Source organism: Actinomadura sp. ATCC 39365 (genome assembly GCF_054392275.1).
In genome coordinates this window covers 9,294,341-9,311,411 of the sequence record NZ_CP184335.1, presented here as the reverse complement: position 1 = coordinate 9,311,411, position 17,071 = coordinate 9,294,341, and the positions used below count along the sequence as shown (strand labels likewise).

The following is a 17,071-nucleotide window of genomic DNA, read 5'->3' as shown; positions in this document are numbered from 1 at the left end:
CTCTGCGGCGCGTGCAGCAGCGAGGCGCGCCGCTCGGCCGGGTCGTGGCCGGTCACCACGACCGTCGCCCCCTCGGCCGCGACCAGCCGCTCGGGCACCCGGGCCGGTACGGGCCGCGCCTCCCCCGCATGTCCATGTGCCGGAAGGCGGGCGGGAAGGGCGTGGCCCGCTCGATCAGCCGCTGGTAGAACTCCAGCCACATGCCCTGGTCGAAGGTGACCGCGGCGGTGATCCGGCCCTTGTAGCCGTAGACGGCGACGAAGCGGCGCTCGTCCGTCGAGCCCTGGGTGACGACGAGCTCGTCGGCGAAGGTGGGCACGCCCACCGACTTGATGTTGACCCCGAACTGGCTGGACCAGAACACCGGCACCGACAGGTGCGGCCAGCGGTGGGTCTGGTCGCTGACCATGTTGTGGGCCGCGATCTCGGCCTGGGTGACGGCGTTCCCCCAGTGCTCCAGCGTCATGAACTGGTACTGGTACAGCGGGTGCGGGAAGCGGGCGATGTCGCCGGCGACGAAGACGTCGTCGGTCACCAGGCCGTTGGTGTCCACGGCGCGGCAGCCGGCGTCGCAGGCCACGCCCCACACGCCGGCGGCCAGCCCCGAGTCGAGCAGCCATTCGACGTTGCGCACCGAGCCGAGCGCGACGACGGCGACCTCGGCCTCGACCGTGCTGCCGTCCGACAGACGGGCGCCGCGCAGCCGCCCGTGCCCGTCGCCCTCCAGCGAGGTGACCGTGGTGTCGCACCGCAGGTCCACGCCGTGCTCGCGGTGGAGCTGGGCGGCGACGTCGCCGATCACGCCGCCGAGGGCGTTGACCAGCGGGGCCGGACCGCGTTCGACGACCGTCACGGGCAGGTCCAGCTCGCGGCAGACCGAGGCGATCTCGCTGCCGGTGAACCCGGCGCCCAGGATGAGCACCCGGTTGGGGCGGGCGGCCAGCGCCTTCCGCAGGCCGGCGGCGTCCCGCATCGAGCGCAGCGTGTGGACGCCCGCCAGCCGGGCCTCCTCCTCGTGCGGCCAGGGCCGGGCGCGGGTGCCGGTGGCCAGCAGCACCCGGTCGAAGCCCACCTCGCGGCCGTCGGCCAGCAGGACGCGCTTGCCGGCCACGTCCAGGCCGGTCGCCCGGGTGCCCCACAACCATTCGGCCTCGACCTCGCGCAGGTGGGGCAGCATGACGTGGTCGGGCGCCACCTGCCCCATGAGCACCTGCTTGGACAGCGGCGGCCGGTCGTACGGCTCGGCGGGCTCGTCGCCGATCACCGTCAGCGATCCGGTGAAGCCCTCCCGCCTGAGCACGCCGGCGGCCCGCGCCCCGGCCAGGGACGCGCCGACGATGACGATGCGCCCGTCGGTCATCCCGCGCGCCGGCGGGCCGGGCGGCTCGGGCGTGAGCCGGGTGGCCGTCCAGTCGAGGTGGATGGCCTGGACGGGGCAGGCCGCCGCCGCGCGCAGCACGTGCTCGCGCCGCTCGTCGCCGGGATCGAGGTCGTACAGGAGGGACTCCTCGCGCATGGTGAAGACGTCGGGCGCGAGGAAGGCACACTGCCCGTACCCCTGGCAACGCGTCAGATCGACGACGACTTTCACCGGCCATCCCCCCGTCGAGCGAGCCGCGCGCCCGCTCCCCGGTCGGCGCGCCCGGCCCGGACTGGCCTACCCCGCCGTCCGCGCCCGTAGCCTGCGCGCGGCGATCCTGCCCTGCTCTTTAGGCGGTACCGACCGCCTGAAGACCGTCCGTCCCGGACGGCCCCGCTCGCCGAGGGGACCCGGTGCCGTAACCGGGCCGTCGAGCAGTCGGTAGGCATTTGTCAGTGATCGCCGATAACGTTCCGCGCAACGTGGCGGCGGGAGATCCGCGCCGCGACACATTCCCATGGCTTGACGGCATGGCTTCATGCCATGGCTGCACGAGAGGCGGCGGCAATTGGGTTGGCTGGCGGCGGGCGACGCGTACGAGGTCGCCCTGATAGAAGGCCGGGTCACGGCCAGGGCCACGGCCGGCCGCTCGGCCGGGCGGCAGCTGAAGACGCTGCCGAAGGCGGTGCGCGAGCACCCCGAGGCGGACCGGCTGCGCCGCTTCGCCGAATGGCTCGACCGGCACGCCGCGTCCTGCGTGGCGCACGTGGACGCCTGGATGGTGTCCTCGCTGCCGGTGCCGACCGAGCTGATCGCCCGGGTGTGGCCGGACGAGGCGTGGCGGACGGCGCTGCGTGACGTGGCGGTCGTCGGCGACGACCCCGACGAGGTGGGCTTCCTGCGCGACGCGACCTCCTCCGGCGAGCTGCGCATGGTCAACCTCGACGGCGAGACCGTCAGGCTCGCCCCGCGCACGGTGACGCTGCCGCACCCGGTGCTCCTGCCCGACCTCGACGACCTGCGCGAGTTCGCCGCCGAGCTGGGCATCACGCAGAAGGTCGAGCAGATCCACCGGGCCATCTGGCGCAAGCCCGCCGACCAGGGCGAAGGGGTGCGCCAGGTGAAGGACTTCGCGGGCGGCACGTACGCCTCCAGGTTCGGCGTGGCGGCCCGCGCCACCCAGCTCGGCTACCGCGTCTCCGGCGGCTTCGCCACCTGTCAGGTGCGCGACGCCGGCCGGCTCACCGAGGCCGCCGTCTGGATCGGCGAGCCCTACTGGGACAGCGAGACGTCCACGGGCGATCTCACCTGGCGCGACCAGGACGGCCGGACGCTCACGCTGCGCGAGGTCGGCCCGGTCGCCTGGTCGGAAGGCATGAGGATGGCCGCCGCGCTGCACGCCGGCCGGCAGGTCGAAGAGGGGAAGAGCGCATGACCGGCAACATCTCGCAGAACGCCGAGGCGCGGGAGCTGCTCGACGCCGGCGCGGTGCTGCCGGCCGGCACCGAGGGCGCGGGGGAGCGGGCCGTGCCGCTGGTCGCCCGCGCCTACCGGCACCCCGGCCTCGACGACCGGGTGATCGTGCGCCTGGTCACCGAGGAGCTGAGCGCCGCCGAGGACGCGGTGGGCGGCTTCCTCGGCCTGGTGCCCGAGGGCGAGGCCGCGGTGGTCGGCCTGGGTCTGCGTCGCTCGCTCGGCTTCCCCGAATGGGTGCTGGTCCACCACCCGCGGGACGGGCACCACGCCCTGGCCGTCGTTCCCGAGCTGGAGCGCGTCGCCCGGCAGGCCAGGACCAAGCCCAAGATGGCGCTCGACGCCTACCAGCGCCTGGCCGGGCAGCTCGCCGCGTCCGTCCCGCACTTCCTGCCGACCTTCTACGAGCAGGCCGCCCGCGTGTTCGCCGCGGCCGACAACGCCCAGTACGCCGGGCAGCTCTTCGCCGCCGCCCGCCGGGCCGAGGCCCAGCACGGCCTCGCCGTGGACGACGACCGGCTCGACGCGGTGTTCCTGGAGTTCGCGCTGGCCGGGGCGCTGCCGGTCAAGGTGCTGTCCGGGTACGCCAAGGAGCTGACCGCCCGCCTGCCCGCCGGTGAGGCGCTGACCAGGTACGCGCGGCTGTGCGTGCGCAGGACCGCCGGCGGCCTGGCCCCCTCGGCGCAGATGGCCGCCGACATCCGCAGGCTCGCCAGGGCCGCCGGCGTGGACGCCGAGGCGGCCGAGCAGGACTACCTGGCCGAGGTGCTGGCGCTGCCGGCCGCCATGCAGGCCCCGACCGGCTGGTGGAAGTCCCACGCCCCGGCCGTCGCGGCGCTGGCCAGGCAGCGGCCCGAGCTGCGGGGCACGCTGCTGAACGTCATCCCCGACAGCCACGACCGGGAGCTGCCGGGCATCTGGCTCGACATCCTGGAGAGCGCGGGCGCGACCGCCGGCCTGCACACCGACGTGCCCGAGGCGGAACGCTCGGCCGACGGCGCCGCCGGCTGGCTGCGCAGGTTCCTCGCCGCGCGGCAACGGGCCTGGGGCGTCGCGCCGCACCTGCCCGCGCTGCACGCCCTGATCGAGCGCATGGCCGACCGTCTGCGCGCCGAGCTGGCCGCGACCGGCGCGACGATCGCGGTCGACGACGAGGCCGACCTGATCGACCTGCTGCTGGCCCGCGGCATCCCCGTGGCCGACCCCGGCGACGGCGCCCGGCTCCGGCTGGCGCACTGGGCGGGGCACGACGACCGGCGCGACCTGCTCGCCCTGGCCGCCGACGGCCGCTTCCACACCGCCTTCCGGCGCGGCGCCGACCACCTCGACGCCGACGACGAGGGCAGGGCCACCGTCCGGGCCCTGGCCGCCTCCCCGGGCGGGCGTCCGCTGCTGGCCGAGTGGGTACGCCTGGTCGCCCGCCGTTCGGCCGTCGCCGGCCTGCCCAACCTGCCCGACGCCCTGCGCCGCCTGTCCTGGCTGCCCGGCGAGGCCCTGGCCCTGGCCGAGGACGAGGTGCGCCGGGCGGTGACCGACGCCGACGTGGCCGGGGTGCTGGCCCGCGCCCTGCGGTCCGGCATCATCGACGAGCTGGGCTGGCCCGCCTTCGAGCAGGCCGCCACCCAGCTCGTGCCGGAGAAGGACATCGACGACCTCGTCGTCTGCGACGCCTGGCCCAACCTGGTCGTCGCGGGCACCGCGCAGGCCCGGGTGCTCTCGGCCGACGGCGTCCTGCTCACCCACGACCTGCGCGTCCCCAGGGACGACACCTGGAGCGATCCCGGCTTCCACTACGTGGACGGCGAGCTGCTCGTCTACTGGGACTCCCGCGACCGCGCCAACGGCCTGCGCGGCTACTGGCACACCTCCGCCGACCGGGTGCGCGACCTGGACGGGACCGACCGGAGCCGGGGCACGCGGCTGGACTACTACCAGGGCGACGACCCGGTCAGCCTGGCCGTGCCCGGCGGCGGCCGCACCACCGGGTACGGCGTGCTGCACGCCGGTGACACGGCCGTCCCCGACGAGCGGCACCTGCTCACCGACGGCACGTCGTTCTGGACGTGGATCTGGTCGGAGCACGACAGCGGCTGGTACGAGTTCGACCCCGCCGGCGGCGGCGTCGGCAGGAAGTCGCTGCCCGGCTTCCTCAGCGGCACCCCGGACGTCCGGCCCGGCGAGGGCTGGTTGCTGCCCGCCCCCTCCACCGAGCCCACCCCGGTCGGCGCCCCCGTGGCCGGCCTGTACGGCCTGCGCGTGGCCAGGCTGCCCGACGGCTCCCACCGCGCCGAGGACCTGTCCGGGATCTCGGTGACGCTGCCGCCGGACGCCGGCGTGCCGGTGCGCGTGCTGACGTTCCCGGGCGCGGAGCGGGCCTGCGCCGTCGTGCGCACCAGCTACCGGATCAGCCTCGTGGACGGCGACGGCGTCGTCCTGGCCGAGTACCGGACCGACTTCAAGCCGGGCGCCTTCGGCGCGGGCACGCCCATCCTGCCGCCCGAGCGCTACTGGTACTGCCTGCGCCCCCGCGACCTCGAAGGCTCCGCGGCGCTGCGCCGCGCGGACCGCGAGACCGCCGCGGCCCTGCTCGAAGCGGCCGCGCCGCACGGCGCCGACCTGGCGGCGGCCGTCCGCGCGCTGCTGCCGGGCATCACCCACGAGGCGCTGGTGAAGGGCGTGGCCGGGATCGTCGGCTTCGCCGCCACCCAGCAGGACGCGGTGCGCACCGTCGTGGCCAACCTCAACCGCGCGCTGGCCGGCGACCCGGCCGCGGAGCGGGGCCCATCCGGGCCGACCGACGCGCTGCTGGACGAGGCGCTCAACGGCATCGGCGACGGCCGCGGCTACCACCGCCACAACGCCGACGCCGCCTTCCAGCAGATCCGCGCAGTGGGCCGGGCCGTGACCGACGGGCAGGACCGCCCGCAGGTGGCCAACCACCTCCGCCTGCCCGGACTGCCGGCCTCCGGCCTGCGGTGGGAGCGCCTGCTCGACCGCTGCGCCGCCGTGGCGTACCGGTGCGCGGCGCCGACCACCCCGGCCGAGCACCGGGACGCGCTGGGCGTGCTGCTGGGCGAGCTGCGCGACGGCGGCCTGCCGGTCGCGGCCGGCTCGTCCCGCTGGCGCCGCATGACGGTGACGCTCAGGCGCGAGCACCTGACAGGCGCGGACGGCGCTCCGGCGGAGGGCTCGCTCTCGGGCGTGCTGCCGCTGGGCGGCGGCGCGTTCGTCGCCTTCCTCGACCTGCGGGAGACGGACGTCGACGGGCTCGAATGGACGGCGCTGTGCCACGACCCCGCCGGGGCGTTCGAGGTGCCCGCGCCCTACACGGTCCGCGACACCTCGCCTGTCGGCGGGGACCGGGAGACGGGCTGGCTCGCGGCGTTCCTCACCGAGCTGGCCGCGCGCGGCCCGGCCCCCTGGCACGACGCCGCCGCCGAGGAGTTCGCCCGGCTCACCGGGGTCTCCCGGACCGCCGCGCGGCTCGTCGTGGCCGGGTTCCCGCAGGTGGACACCTACGAGCGGACCTTCCTCGACAAGGAGGCCCGCGCGACCGTCGGCGTGAAGGTGGCCGAGGCCGCCGTCGCCAAGGACGAGCTGCGCGCCCTCGGCCCCGGCGTGCGGCAGGCCGTCACCGCGGCGCTGCTGCCCGCCGACCCGGCCCGCCTGTGGACCGACGGCCCCGACGCGGCCACCGCCGCGCGGGTCTGGAACGAGCATGTCGGGCAGCGGCTCGCGCTGCCCGAATGGCTGCTCGGCGAGGCCGCCCGCACGCTGCGCACCGTCGAGGGCGACCCGGCGCACGCGCTGCGCACGATGCTCGACCCCGCCGCCGCTCCCGAGCTGAGCGTGGACCTGGAGTGGGAGGTGCGCGGCGACCGCGTCCACCCCGTCGGCCAGGGCACCGGGTTCGGCGGGCGGTCGCTGGTGGCGGCCGTCACCACGGCCGCCTGGCTGGCCCACCGGCTGCCGGCCGGGCATCCGCTGCGCGCCGGCCTGCCCGCCGCGCTGTCGGCGGTCCGCGACCGGCTCGCCAATCCCGGGCTGCTGATCGACCTCGACGAGTACGTCGGCCTGCCCGCGTTCAAGAAGGTCGCGGGCACGCCGACCGAGGTCGGCGACGGCTACGAGCGGTACGGCGCCGTCGTCATGGCCACCTACGACAGCCAGCCCTCGCCCGCCATCCGCCCCCACCTGCTCGACGCGGCCGGCGACGACCCCTATCTGCGGGCCCTGATCGGGCTCAACGGCTCGTTCCCCGCCGTGTCCGCGCTGCGCACCGCCCTCGACCCGCGCTTCGCGGCGCTGCTGGCCGACCCCGGCGACCCCGCCCAGGGCGACCGGGACGCCGACGGCACCTGGTGGCCGCAGGACCCCACCCGCTCGGTGCCCGACCTGGTGGTGGACGCCGCCAAGGCGCACGGGCTCGGCGAGGACGCCGCCGCCGTCTACCTGATGCTGCTGGCCATGCCCGACCCCACCGACCGCAACACCGCCCGGTGGACCGGCTGGAAGCCGGCCCGGCTCAAGGCCGCGCGGGCCGAGCTGGCCCGCACCGACCTGGTCGTCCAGGCCGTGCGCGCCCGCGCGGGACGCTCGTTGTTCCTGACCGGCGGCTGGTCGGAGGAGCGCACGCCGCGGCTCCCGCTGGAGCAGTGGAAGCTCCCCATGTTCCAGCCGAACGCGGGCCTCGACGGCCTCCTCGTGCCCGGCGAGCCCGCGGCCGACCTGTACGCCAGGGCCTGGCGGCGCGTCCAGGACGGCGACGTGCCCCGGTTCGAGCAGCTCGACGTCAAACGCGGCCGCCGCCGCTGACCCTGTCATCACCACACGAAGGACACGAAACCCCATGACCCTCACCGACGAGGCGACCCCCGCCACGCAGGTGGTCTCCGCCGAGCAGCGGTACGCCACCGAACTGGCCTTCCTCGCCGCCCACGACGACGGCCCCCGCCCGCCCGGCTGGCTGCTGACGCCGCGCGCCGTCGTGACCTTCATCTGCGGCAGCGGCGAGGAGACGCTCTCCCTGCCCGCCCGCGACGGCCTGCCGTCCAGGCTCAAGGTGGCGGCCAAGTTCGTCGGCGAACGCGCGCTGGTCGAGCGCTGCGTCGTGACGCTCGCCGGCGAGCGCGGCCTGCTGCTGGTCGGCGAGCCCGGCACGGCCAAGTCGATGTTGTCGGAGCTGCTGGCCGCGGCGGTCTGCGGCACCAGCGCGCTCACCGTCCAGGGCACCGCCGGCACCACCGAGGACGCCTTCCGCTACGGCTGGAACTACGCGCTGCTGCTGGCCCAGGGGCCGAGCCGGGGCGCGCTGGTGGACTCCCCGGTGCTGACCGCCATGCGATCGGGGCGGGTGGCCAGGGTCGAGGAGATCACCCGCTGCCTGCCCGAGGTGCAGGACGCGCTGGTGTCCATCCTGTCCGACCGGCGGGTCAGCGTCCCCGAGCTGGCCGGCACCGGCGACGCGCAGGTGGCCGCCGTCCCCGGGTTCACGGTGATCGCCACGGCCAACCTTCGCGACCGCGGCGTGTCGGAGATGTCGGCCGCGCTCAAGCGGCGCTTCAACTTCGAGACCGTCGATCCCATCTCCGACGCCGCGGCCGAGACGTCCCTGGTGCGGCGGCAGGCCACGGCGGTCGTCCAGCGCGCCGGCGCCGGGTTCGCCGTGGACGACGCGGTGCTGGAGGCGCTGGTCACGGTCTTCCGCGACCTGCGTACCGGACGGTCCGGCGAGGGCTGGGACGTGGAGCGGCCGGGCACCGTGATGTCCACCGCCGAGGCGGTGCAGGTGGCGGCCTCGCTCGGCGTCGCGGCCGCGTACCTGCCGGGCGGGGACGTCCTCGACCTGGTGCCGGGCCACCTGCTGGGCGTCGTGCGCAAGGACGACCCCGCCGACCACGGACGGCTGCTCGGCTACTGGGACGGGCCGGTGCGGCGGCGCGCCGAGGACGGCTCGGCCATGTGGCGCCGCCTCTGGGACCTGCGGGAGAACCTCCGTTGATCCTCCATACGCCGGGCCCGATCGACCCGGCCGATTCGGCCGATCCGCGGGTGGCGGTGGCCGGGCTGGCCGCCGCGACCCGGCCGTACCTGGTGGGGGTGCGGCACCACAGCCCGGCCCTGGCCGTGGTGCTGCCCGAGCTGCTGGAGGCGGCCGACCCGGAGACGGTGTGCGTCGAGCTGCCCGCCGACTTCCAGCAGTGGCTGCCCCACCTGGCCGACCCGGCCACCGTCGCCCCGGTCGCCCTGGCCGGGAACGGCGCGGACGGGCTCGGCTTCTACCCGTTCGCCGACTTCTCCCCTGAGCTGGTGGCGATCCGGTGGGCGGTCAAGCGTGGCGTGGAGGTGCTGTGCTGCGACCTCCCGCTGTCGGACCCGGGCCGGCTGGCCGCCGGGCCCGAGGCCGAGGCCGACGGCGCGCCCCGCTTCGCCGACGCGCTGGCCGCCTCGGGCACCGGGCGGGCGGGCGACGACATGTGGGACCGGGCCGTCGAGGTCCTGGCGCCGGGTTGCGAGCCGGAGGCCGTCCGCCGGGCCGCGCTCGGCGTCGGCTGGGCGCTGCGGCGCGACGCGGCGGCGGGCGGCGGCGTCCAGGCCAGGGACCTGGCACGGGAGGCGCACATGCGGCGCGTGGTGTCCGCCGCCGCGGCCGGTGGACGCCGGGTCGCCGCGGTCGTGGGCGCCTTCCACGCCCCCGCCCTGCTCGTCGCCGCCGAGTCCATCGAGCCCGCCGCCGCCGCGGCCCCCTCCGCCGGGCCGCCGGCCGTCACCTCCCTGGTGCCGTACGCCTTCGACCTGCTCGACTCCCGGTCCGGCTACCCGGCCGGGATCCGCGACCCGCGCTGGCAGCAGGCGGTGTTCGAGGCGGACGGCGTACCGGACCGGGTCAGGGACGGCGCCGCCCGCGCGATCACCGACCTGTGCAGGGAGCTGCGGGCCGCCGGGCACACGGCGGGCACCGGCGAGGCCGTCGAGACGCTGCGCCTGGCGTGCGACCTCGCCCGCCTGCGCGGCCTGCCCGCCCCCGGCCGTGGCGAGCTGCTGGAGGCGGTGACGACCGTCCTCGGCCAGGGCGAACCCCTGGGCCGCGGACGCGCGCTGGCCAAGGCGCTCGACACGGTGTTCGTCGGGACGGCCAGGGGCCGCACCGCCCCCGGCACCCCCGCTCGGGCCTCGGCCCGGCCGTCGAGGAGGAGCTGGCCGCGCTCAGGCTGCCCTGCCCGGACGACGCCGAGCCGCGCGAGGTACGCCTCGACCCGCTCCGCTCCGACCTGGACGCGCGCCGGGAGGTGCTGCTGCGGCGGCTGCACGTCTGCGGCGTCGGCTACGGCGAGCCGATCCAGGTCGCGGGCACCGGCGACGCCACCGCGCTCAGCACCAAATGGCGCCTGTCCTGGACGCCCGCCGTCCCCGCGCTGCTGGACCTGGCCGGCGTCCGGGGCGTGACCGCGGCCCAGGCGGCGGCGGGCACGCTGCGCGAGACCTACCGGCGCGAGTCCGCGGACGGCGGGCCCACCTGCCGCACCATCCTCGACGGGCTGCGCGCCGCCGCCCGCTGCGACCTGCCGGAGCTGGTCGGGCAGCGGCTGGCCGACGCCGCCGGCACGCTGCCCGCCACGGCCACCCTCCCCGAGCTGCTCGACGCCCTCGACCTGCTGGAGGCGCTGCGCCGCGAGCACCTTCCCGGCACCACGCCGGAGGGGCGGGAGCAGGCGGGCGAGCTGGCCGTCACGCTGCTGGAGGCCGCGGTCCGGTCGTTGCCCGGACTCGCGGGCAGCGACCGGCCCGAGGACGCGGTCGCGCTGGTCGCGCTCGCCACGCGGGCCGGGGAGGACCGGCTGGGCCTGCGGCTGGACGACGCGCTGGGCGCGCTGGCGAGCACCGGGGCGCCGCTCGTCCAGGGGGCCGCGCTGGCCGCCCGCCTGCTGCTCGACCTGGACGGCCCCGAGCTCCTCGGGCGCGCGGGCGGCCGGCTGGATCGACACCGCCACCACCCCCGACGGCCGCCGCCGGCTGAGCCTGCTGCTGACCGGCGTGCTCACGGCCGCCGGGCCGCTGCTCCAGGCGGCGCCCGCCGCGCTCGGCCCGCTGATGGACCGGGTGGACGAGCTGGCGGACAAGGAGTTCCTCGACCGGCTGCCCGCCCTGCGCGGAGGGTTCGACACGCTCGCCCCGGCGGCGCGCGGCCGGCTGCTGGCGGCGGTGTCCGAGCGGCTCGGGGACCGTCCGGACCTCACGCTCGACGCGCCGCCCGACCTGCTGGCCGCCTGGACCGCCGCCGACCTGGCCGGCCTGACGGCCCTGCGCACCCTCGGCCTCCTCACCCCGCACGACGCCCCGGCCTCGTATGACGGTCCGGTCCCGCCGGTGCCGTCGGTGTCCGGGCGCCGGGAGGAGGGCGGGCGCCGGGCGGAGGGCGGGCCGCGGATCGGCCCCGCCGACCGGTGGCGGCTGCTGCTCGGACGGGAACGCGAACGGCTTCCCGCCGACGCCCGCCCGTACGCCCGCGCCCTGGACGAGCTCTACGGCGCCGGCCGCGGCGAGGGCGCCGACGACTTCGAGCTGCAGGGCGACACCGGAGGCCAGGGCGACCCGTTCCCCACGGCCCGCGAATGGGCCGACGAGCTGGAGTCCCTGTTCGGCGGCGACGTACGCGAGGAAGTGCTGGCCAGGGCCGCCCACGCCGGACGGCACGACGTGCTGGCCGAGCTGGACCCCGCCGCGGTGCGGCCGTCCGTCGAGCTGCTGACGTCCGTGCTGTCCCTGGCCGGCGGGCTGCCCGAGCAGCAGGTCGCCAAGCTCAGGCCGCTCGTCCGCCGCCTGGTCGCCGAGCTGACCCGCGAGCTGGCGACCCGGCTGAGACCCGCGCTGACCGGCCTGGCCAACCCGCGCCCGACCAGAAGGCCCGGCGGCCGGCTCGACCTGCCGCGCACACTGCGCGCCAACCTGGCCCACACCCGCCGCCTCGACGACGGGCGGCTCGTGGTGGTGCCGGAACGGCCGGTGTTCAGCACGCGGGCCAGGAAGGAGGCCGACTGGCGGCTGATCCTCGTGGTCGACGTGTCGGGGTCGATGGAGGCCTCGGTCGTGTGGTCCGCGCTGACCGCCGCCGTCCTCGCGGGCGTGCCGACGCTCTCGACGCACTTCCTGACGTTCTCCACCCAGGTGATCGACCTGACCGACCGGGTGGAGGACCCGCTGTCCCTGCTGCTCGAAGTGCGGGTCGGCGGCGGCACGCACATCGCCGCCGGGCTCGCGCACGCCCGGACCCTGGTCACCGTGCCGAGCCGTACGCTCGTGGTCGTCGTCAGCGACTTCGAGGAGGGCTACCCGGTGGGCGGCCTGCTCGCGGAGGTGCGCTCGCTGGCCGGGTCCGGCGTCCACCTGATGGGCTGCGCGGCGCTCGACGACCAGGGCGTGCCCCGATACTCGCTGCCCATCGCCCAGCAGCTCGTCGCGGCCGGCATGCCGGTCGCCGCGCTCAGCCCGCTCGCCCTCGCCCGCTGGGTGGGGGACCGCCTCCGGGGAGAAGTCCGGTGAACACCTCTGCAACGCTCCCGCCCGCCGCGCCGCACCTGGTGGCCGCCGCCGTCGACGGCCTGACCAGCAGGTTGCGCAAGAAGCTGGACGCGGCCGTCGGCCAGTACGCCGCCCTCGACCGGGTGGCCGACGGCACCGACGTGGTGGTCACGTGCGGCGAGGACGCGGTGGTCACACTGTCGCCGGGGCCGTCGGGGGTGATCGCGGAGGAGGGGCAGGCCCGCTGCTCCTGCCTCCTCGCGCCCCGCTGCCTCCACCGCGCCGCCCTCCTCACCGCCTGCCCCCTGGCCGACCCGGCCGACACCCTGCCCCCGGACGACGAGACGGACACGCCCCCGTCACCGCCCGGCCGACCGGACACGCCCTCCGCTGACGGACATCCCACCCAGGGAACCGCGGAACCCGACCGGAGACCGGACGCCGGCCAGGCGGGTGCCGGGTCCGGCTCAGGGGCCGGACATGTGGGCGCCGGATCTGGACGGGACTCGGGGGAGGCGGTCGTTCCGGGCGCGGCGCAGGTGGCGGCGGCCGCGGGGTTGTGGCGGGCGGCGGCCGCCGTGCTGTCGGCGGGTGTGCCGGGCGCGGGCGCGGTGCCGCAGGCGGAGCTGCTCAGAGCCGCCCACACCGCCCGCCTGGCCGGGCTGCCCAAGGCCGAGGCCGCCACGCTGCGGGTGGTGCGCGGGCTGCGCGCCGCCCGCGCCCGGTACGACGGCCACCGGCTCGCCGACCTGGTCTCCGCCCTGCGGGAGCTGCTGCTCACCGCGGGCCGGCTGGCCGCGTCCGATCCCGACCCGGCGCTGGTCGGCACCGTACGGCGCGGCTACCGTCCGAACGGCGGCCTGAAGGTGTACGGCGTCTTCCGCGAGCCCGTGATCAGCAGCACCGGCTACGGCGGGGTGGTCACCCACCTCGTCACCGACGACGGACGCTGGTTCTCGGTGGCCGACGTCAAGCCCGGCGGCCCCGCCCGTGCCCGTGGCGCGGCCACCGCGACCGTCGCCATCGGGGCGGCCATGATGAGCCACGCGCAACTGGCCCGCGGCGGACTGCTGATCGCCGGGGCCACCGTCTCCCCGGACGGCCGCCTCGGCGCCGGCAAGGGCATACGGGCCACCCCGGTCACCGGCCTGGCCTGGACGGACGGGCCGCTCGGCGCGCTGTTCGCCAGGCCGCTGTCCGAAGCGGTGGGGGACCGGCTGGCGGCGGGGGCGTGGAGCGAGGAGGAGTCGGCCGAGCAGGTACGGGAGCCGGTCGGCTGCGACCTGGTGATCGTCGGCGCGGCGGGCGACCACGTCCTGGCCCGCCACCTCCCGCCCACCGGCCCGCCGCAACCGGCGGAAGCCGGGGGAGCGGTGGAGGCCGGGGGAGAGGCGATGGGCGGTGAGGGGCCGGTGGTCCGGCTGGTTCCGGCGAACCGTCATCCCGATCTCGGGTACGTCGAGAACCTGCGACGGCTCGCCTCGCGGCCCGGCCTGCGGGTGCGCGTGGTGGCCAGGGTCGAGCCCGGCCGGGCGGCGACGCTCGTCCCGCTCGCCGTGGGGCCGGTCGCGGGGGAGGAGGCGACGCTGAGGCTGCCCGCCGAGTGGCAGGGGCGGGCCGACCTCGGTTACGACCGCCTCCAGGGCTCGCACCTGCCGCCCGCCGACGCCTGCCCCCCGCCCGGCCAGGACGCGTACGCCGAGGGGGACCCGCTGGACGGCGCGCCGCTCTGGCGGGTGCGCCGGCTGGTCGAGCTGGCCGTGTCCGGCGGACGCCGGGCGGTCGCCGAGTCCGCGCGCGGCGGCGACGCACGGGGGCAGGCCGCGTCCCTGCGCCGCGCCGGGTTCCGCACGGCCGCCGACCTGGCCGTCGCGCTCGCCGACGAGGCCGACCGGCGTGAACGTGACGTGTTCGGCAGGCTGTCCGAGGCCGAACCGGACGGGTACGCACGGGCCTGGCTCGCGGCGGCGACACACCTGGCCGCCACCGAACGCGCCCTCGTCCGCACCTCCTGGCAGGCCACCCCCTGAAGAACCGGCGACCGGCCCGCTCCCTCAGGGCGCGGGCCGGTCGGTCAGCCGGGGTGGCGGGTCACCGGGAGGGGGATGCCGGTCGCCGCCTCCCGGGCCGTGACGGTGAAGGTCAGGTGGGCGTCCACGCCGAACGTCACCTCGATCCGCGGCTCCCCGCGCCGGGCGGCGGGGATGCCGCCCACCATGTACGTCCCCAGCACCGCGTTGAGCGCGGCCGTGGCCTGCTCGCCCTCGTAGACCTCGACCCGCAGGGACGACTGGTCGTCGGCGGTCGTGGTGAACGTGACCATCCGCTCGACCGGGACCGGGCTGTCGCGCTCGATGACCTTCCGCAGCACGCCGCCCTTGCCCCGCAGGCCGAGCGTCACCGGGGTCAGGTCGGCCTTGAGGACGCCCGCCTGCCGCGCCGCGCCGATGGAGGCGACCTCCTCGGGGCTCAGCCCCATGAGCGGGGTCATGCCGCCGGACAGCTCGGTGACCAGCGCCGTCACCGCGGGCATTCGGCTCGCGCCCCCGGCCAGCACCACGTGCGCGAGGTCGGTCACCTTGAGCCCGGAGTCCTGGAGCGCCCCCGGAACGGCCCGCGCAGCCGGGCGAGCAGGTCGGCGGTCAGGCTCTGGAACTCCCGCCGGGTCAGCGTCGTGTCCAGGTGGAGCGGGCCCTGCCGGCCCGCGGTGAGGTAGGGCAGGTTGACGTGCGCCTGCTGCGCGGCGGTCAGCTCGATCTTCACCCCTTCCGCGGCCTCGTGCAGCCGCTGGAGCGCCATCCTGTCGCCGGTCAGGTCGACGCCATGGGTCTCCCTGAACCGTCTGACCAGCTCGTCCACGATCCGCTGGTCCCAGTCGTCGCCGCCGAGCCGGTTGTCGCCGTGGGTGGCCAGCACCTCGACGTAGCCGTCCCCGATGTGCAGCACGGACACGTCGTAGGTGCGCCCGCCGAGGTCGAAGACCAGGACCGAGCGGTTCTCCTCCACGTCGAGCCCGTACGCCAGCGCCGCCGCGGTCGGCTCGTTGATCAGGCGCAGCACGTTGAGCCCGGCCAGCGTGCCGGCCTCGGTGACGGCCTGGCGCCGGGCGTCGTCGAAGTAGGCCGGGACGGTGATCACCGCGTCGGTGACCCGCTCGCCCAGGTACGCCTCGGCGTCCTGCTTCAGCCTGCCCAGCACGAGCGCGCCGACCCGGGGCGCGGAGTACCTGGAGCCGTCGATGGCCACCGACCACTCGGTGCCCATCTCCAGGACGATCGAGCGCACGGTCCGTTCCGGACGGGTGACGGCCTGCCGCTTGGCGACCTGCCCGACGACGACCTCGCCGTCGTCGGCGAAGGCCACCACGGACGGTGTGGCCCGCGCGCCCTCGGAGCCGGGGATGACGACGGGCTCGCCGCCCTCGACGACGGTGATGACGGAGTTGGCCGCGCCGAAGCAGATGCCGACCGCCCGGCCCGTCCGGCGGGCGGCCCCGGCAAGGCGGATCCCCGGCGGCGGGGCGGGGGCGGCCCGGGGGCTCCGGGGCGGCGTCCGGGGCGGCGTGCGGGGCGGCTCCGGCCTGTTCCGCACGAGCGGCAGCTCGTCGGCCGCGCCGGCCTGGCTGTACTCGGGCAGCGGCAGCCGCCGGTCGAGCAGCCGGTAGCGCAGCGCGCGGGTGACGTCCCCGATGGACAGGTCGGCGGGCCCGGCGGGGACGCCGTCCTGGAGGATCTTGAGCAGCTCGCCGGTGAAGGCGGTGTGGCGCTCGCCGGGCGGCGCGAGCGACAGGGTGTCCCTGGCCGAGGAGGTCAGGACGTACGCGCTGGTCGTGTCGATCAGCCCGCGCAGGGCCGGCCCGCTCATCCCGTGCGCCATGCCGCTGTAGCAGCAGTCGAGCACGACCACGGCGCGGGGCGCGCGGCGCTCGCGGATGATCTCCCGGATGACCGAGAACCGCACGCCGCCGATCCGCAGCCGGTCGGGCCGGGTGGTGGCGATCGGCAGCAGCAGGTCGTTCTCGGTCTTCTCGCCGTGGCCGGAGTAGTAGATGAAGACGGTGTCGGCGGCCTCGGTCGCCGCGTCGTGGATGAGGTCGAGGACGTGGTCGGAGCTGGCCGGGTCGATGAGCTGCGCGCAGTGGTCGCTTCGCAGGCCCCACGAGCGCGGGCCGGTGAGCACCTCGGCCAGGTCCGTGACGTTGGCCCGCACCGCCGGCAGGGCCGGCCACATGACCTGGTCGGTGTACGTCGTCGTGCCGACGAGGACGGCCCGGCAGCGGGCCGGGTCGGGCCAGGCGCTCATGGGGCGGGAGGCTCCAGCATCTCGGCCAGTTGCCGGGCCACCTTCATCACCTTGGCCGGGTCCTTGGCCGCCTCCACGGTCAGCTCCAGCGTGCGCTCGCCGTGGCTGACCTTGATCGTGAAGCTGTGGCGCCGCGTCCTGAGCCACCCGGCCAGCGCCTGGACGATCGAGACGCCCAGCCCGCCGGACGCGGCCGAGACCGCCAGCAGGAGGGCGTCGGCGGTGCCGTTCATCGCCCCGGGCTCGGGCGGGCCGGGCAGCGGCCGGATCTCCATGCCCCGGAAGGCGCTGTCGCCGCGGAGCTGGCGCTCCAGGGAGGAGAGGGCGGGGGCGGTCGGCGTCTCGCCGTCGAGGCGCACGATTACCTGCATGGCAGAAGTGTGGCCCGCACTCCGGTCCGGCACAACCGTCCGGCCG

7 protein-coding genes and 2 pseudogenes are annotated in these 17,071 nt (G+C 76.6%); 6 read left to right on the top strand and 3 right to left on the bottom strand.

The window, feature by feature from the left end; all coding sequences use genetic code 11:
- Positions 1–52 precede the first annotated feature (52 nt).
- Positions 53–1,591: an FAD-dependent oxidoreductase gene (locus ACNF49_RS44700; RefSeq protein ID WP_482941520.1), complete on the bottom strand. Its 1,539-nt coding sequence runs from the start codon at positions 1,589–1,591 to the stop codon at positions 53–55.
- Positions 1,592–1,898: 307 nt separating this feature from the next.
- On the opposite strand from ACNF49_RS44700, the gene ACNF49_RS44695 reads away from it, so the two are divergent.
- The 6 genes and pseudogenes from ACNF49_RS44695 to ACNF49_RS44670 all read left to right on the top strand — a co-directional run bounded on the left by ACNF49_RS44695 (position 1,899) and on the right by ACNF49_RS44670 (position 14,382).
- Complete coding sequence (locus ACNF49_RS44695; protein ID WP_357978868.1) at positions 1,899–2,795, top strand: DUF4132 domain-containing protein; 897 nt, start codon at positions 1,899–1,901, stop codon at positions 2,793–2,795.
- Positions 2,792–7,648: a DNA-binding protein gene (locus ACNF49_RS44690; protein WP_482941519.1), complete on the top strand. Its 4,857-nt coding sequence runs from the start codon at positions 2,792–2,794 to the stop codon at positions 7,646–7,648. The genes ACNF49_RS44695 and ACNF49_RS44690 overlap by 4 nt, the downstream gene beginning before the upstream one ends.
- 34 nt (positions 7,649–7,682) lie before the next feature.
- Positions 7,683–8,834 carry an ATP-binding protein gene (locus ACNF49_RS44685; RefSeq protein ID WP_357994926.1) on the top strand — a complete coding sequence of 384 codons (1,152 nt, stop codon included), beginning with the start codon at positions 7,683–7,685 and terminating at the stop codon, positions 8,832–8,834.
- A pseudogene (locus ACNF49_RS44680) lies at positions 8,795–10,776 on the top strand (DUF5682 family protein); the annotation flags it as partial. The gene ACNF49_RS44685 and the pseudogene ACNF49_RS44680, both read left to right, overlap by 40 nt.
- Positions 10,777–10,867: 91 nt before the next feature.
- Complete coding sequence (locus ACNF49_RS44675; protein WP_482941518.1) at positions 10,868–12,373, top strand: vWA domain-containing protein; 1,506 nt, start codon at positions 10,868–10,870, stop codon at positions 12,371–12,373.
- Positions 12,370–14,382 carry a hypothetical protein gene (locus ACNF49_RS44670; protein WP_482941517.1) on the top strand — a complete coding sequence of 671 codons (2,013 nt, stop codon included), beginning with the start codon at positions 12,370–12,372 and terminating at the stop codon, positions 14,380–14,382. Before ACNF49_RS44675 ends, ACNF49_RS44670 begins: the two co-directional genes overlap by 4 nt.
- Positions 14,383–14,426: 44 nt before the next feature.
- Here the strand turns inward: ACNF49_RS44670 and ACNF49_RS44665 are convergent.
- Together ACNF49_RS44665 and ACNF49_RS44660 are read right to left on the bottom strand one after the other, a co-directional pair.
- Positions 14,427–16,654 (bottom strand): annotated as a pseudogene (locus ACNF49_RS44665) (caspase, EACC1-associated type).
- Entirely contained in the window at positions 16,651–17,025 is a 375-nt protein-coding gene (locus ACNF49_RS44660) for an effector-associated constant component EACC1 (protein ID WP_482941516.1), read from the bottom strand. Before ACNF49_RS44660 ends, ACNF49_RS44665 begins: the two are co-directional and overlap by 4 nt.
- Between the last annotated feature and the right edge of the window lie 46 nt (positions 17,026–17,071).

Bases quoted from the DNA above. Each gene is read 5' to 3' on its own strand.
- ACNF49_RS44660 (WP_482941516.1), bottom strand. From the start codon at position 17,025: ATGCAGGTAATCGTGCGCCTCGACGGCGAGACGCCGACCGCCCCCGCC.
- ACNF49_RS44690 (WP_482941519.1), top strand. From the start codon at position 2,792: ATGACCGGCAACATCTCGCAGAACGCCGAGGCGCGGGAGCTGCTCGAC.
- ACNF49_RS44685 (WP_357994926.1), top strand. From the start codon at position 7,683: ATGACCCTCACCGACGAGGCGACCCCCGCCACGCAGGTGGTCTCCGCC.
- ACNF49_RS44695 (WP_357978868.1), top strand. From the start codon at position 1,899: ATGCCATGGCTGCACGAGAGGCGGCGGCAATTGGGTTGGCTGGCGGCG.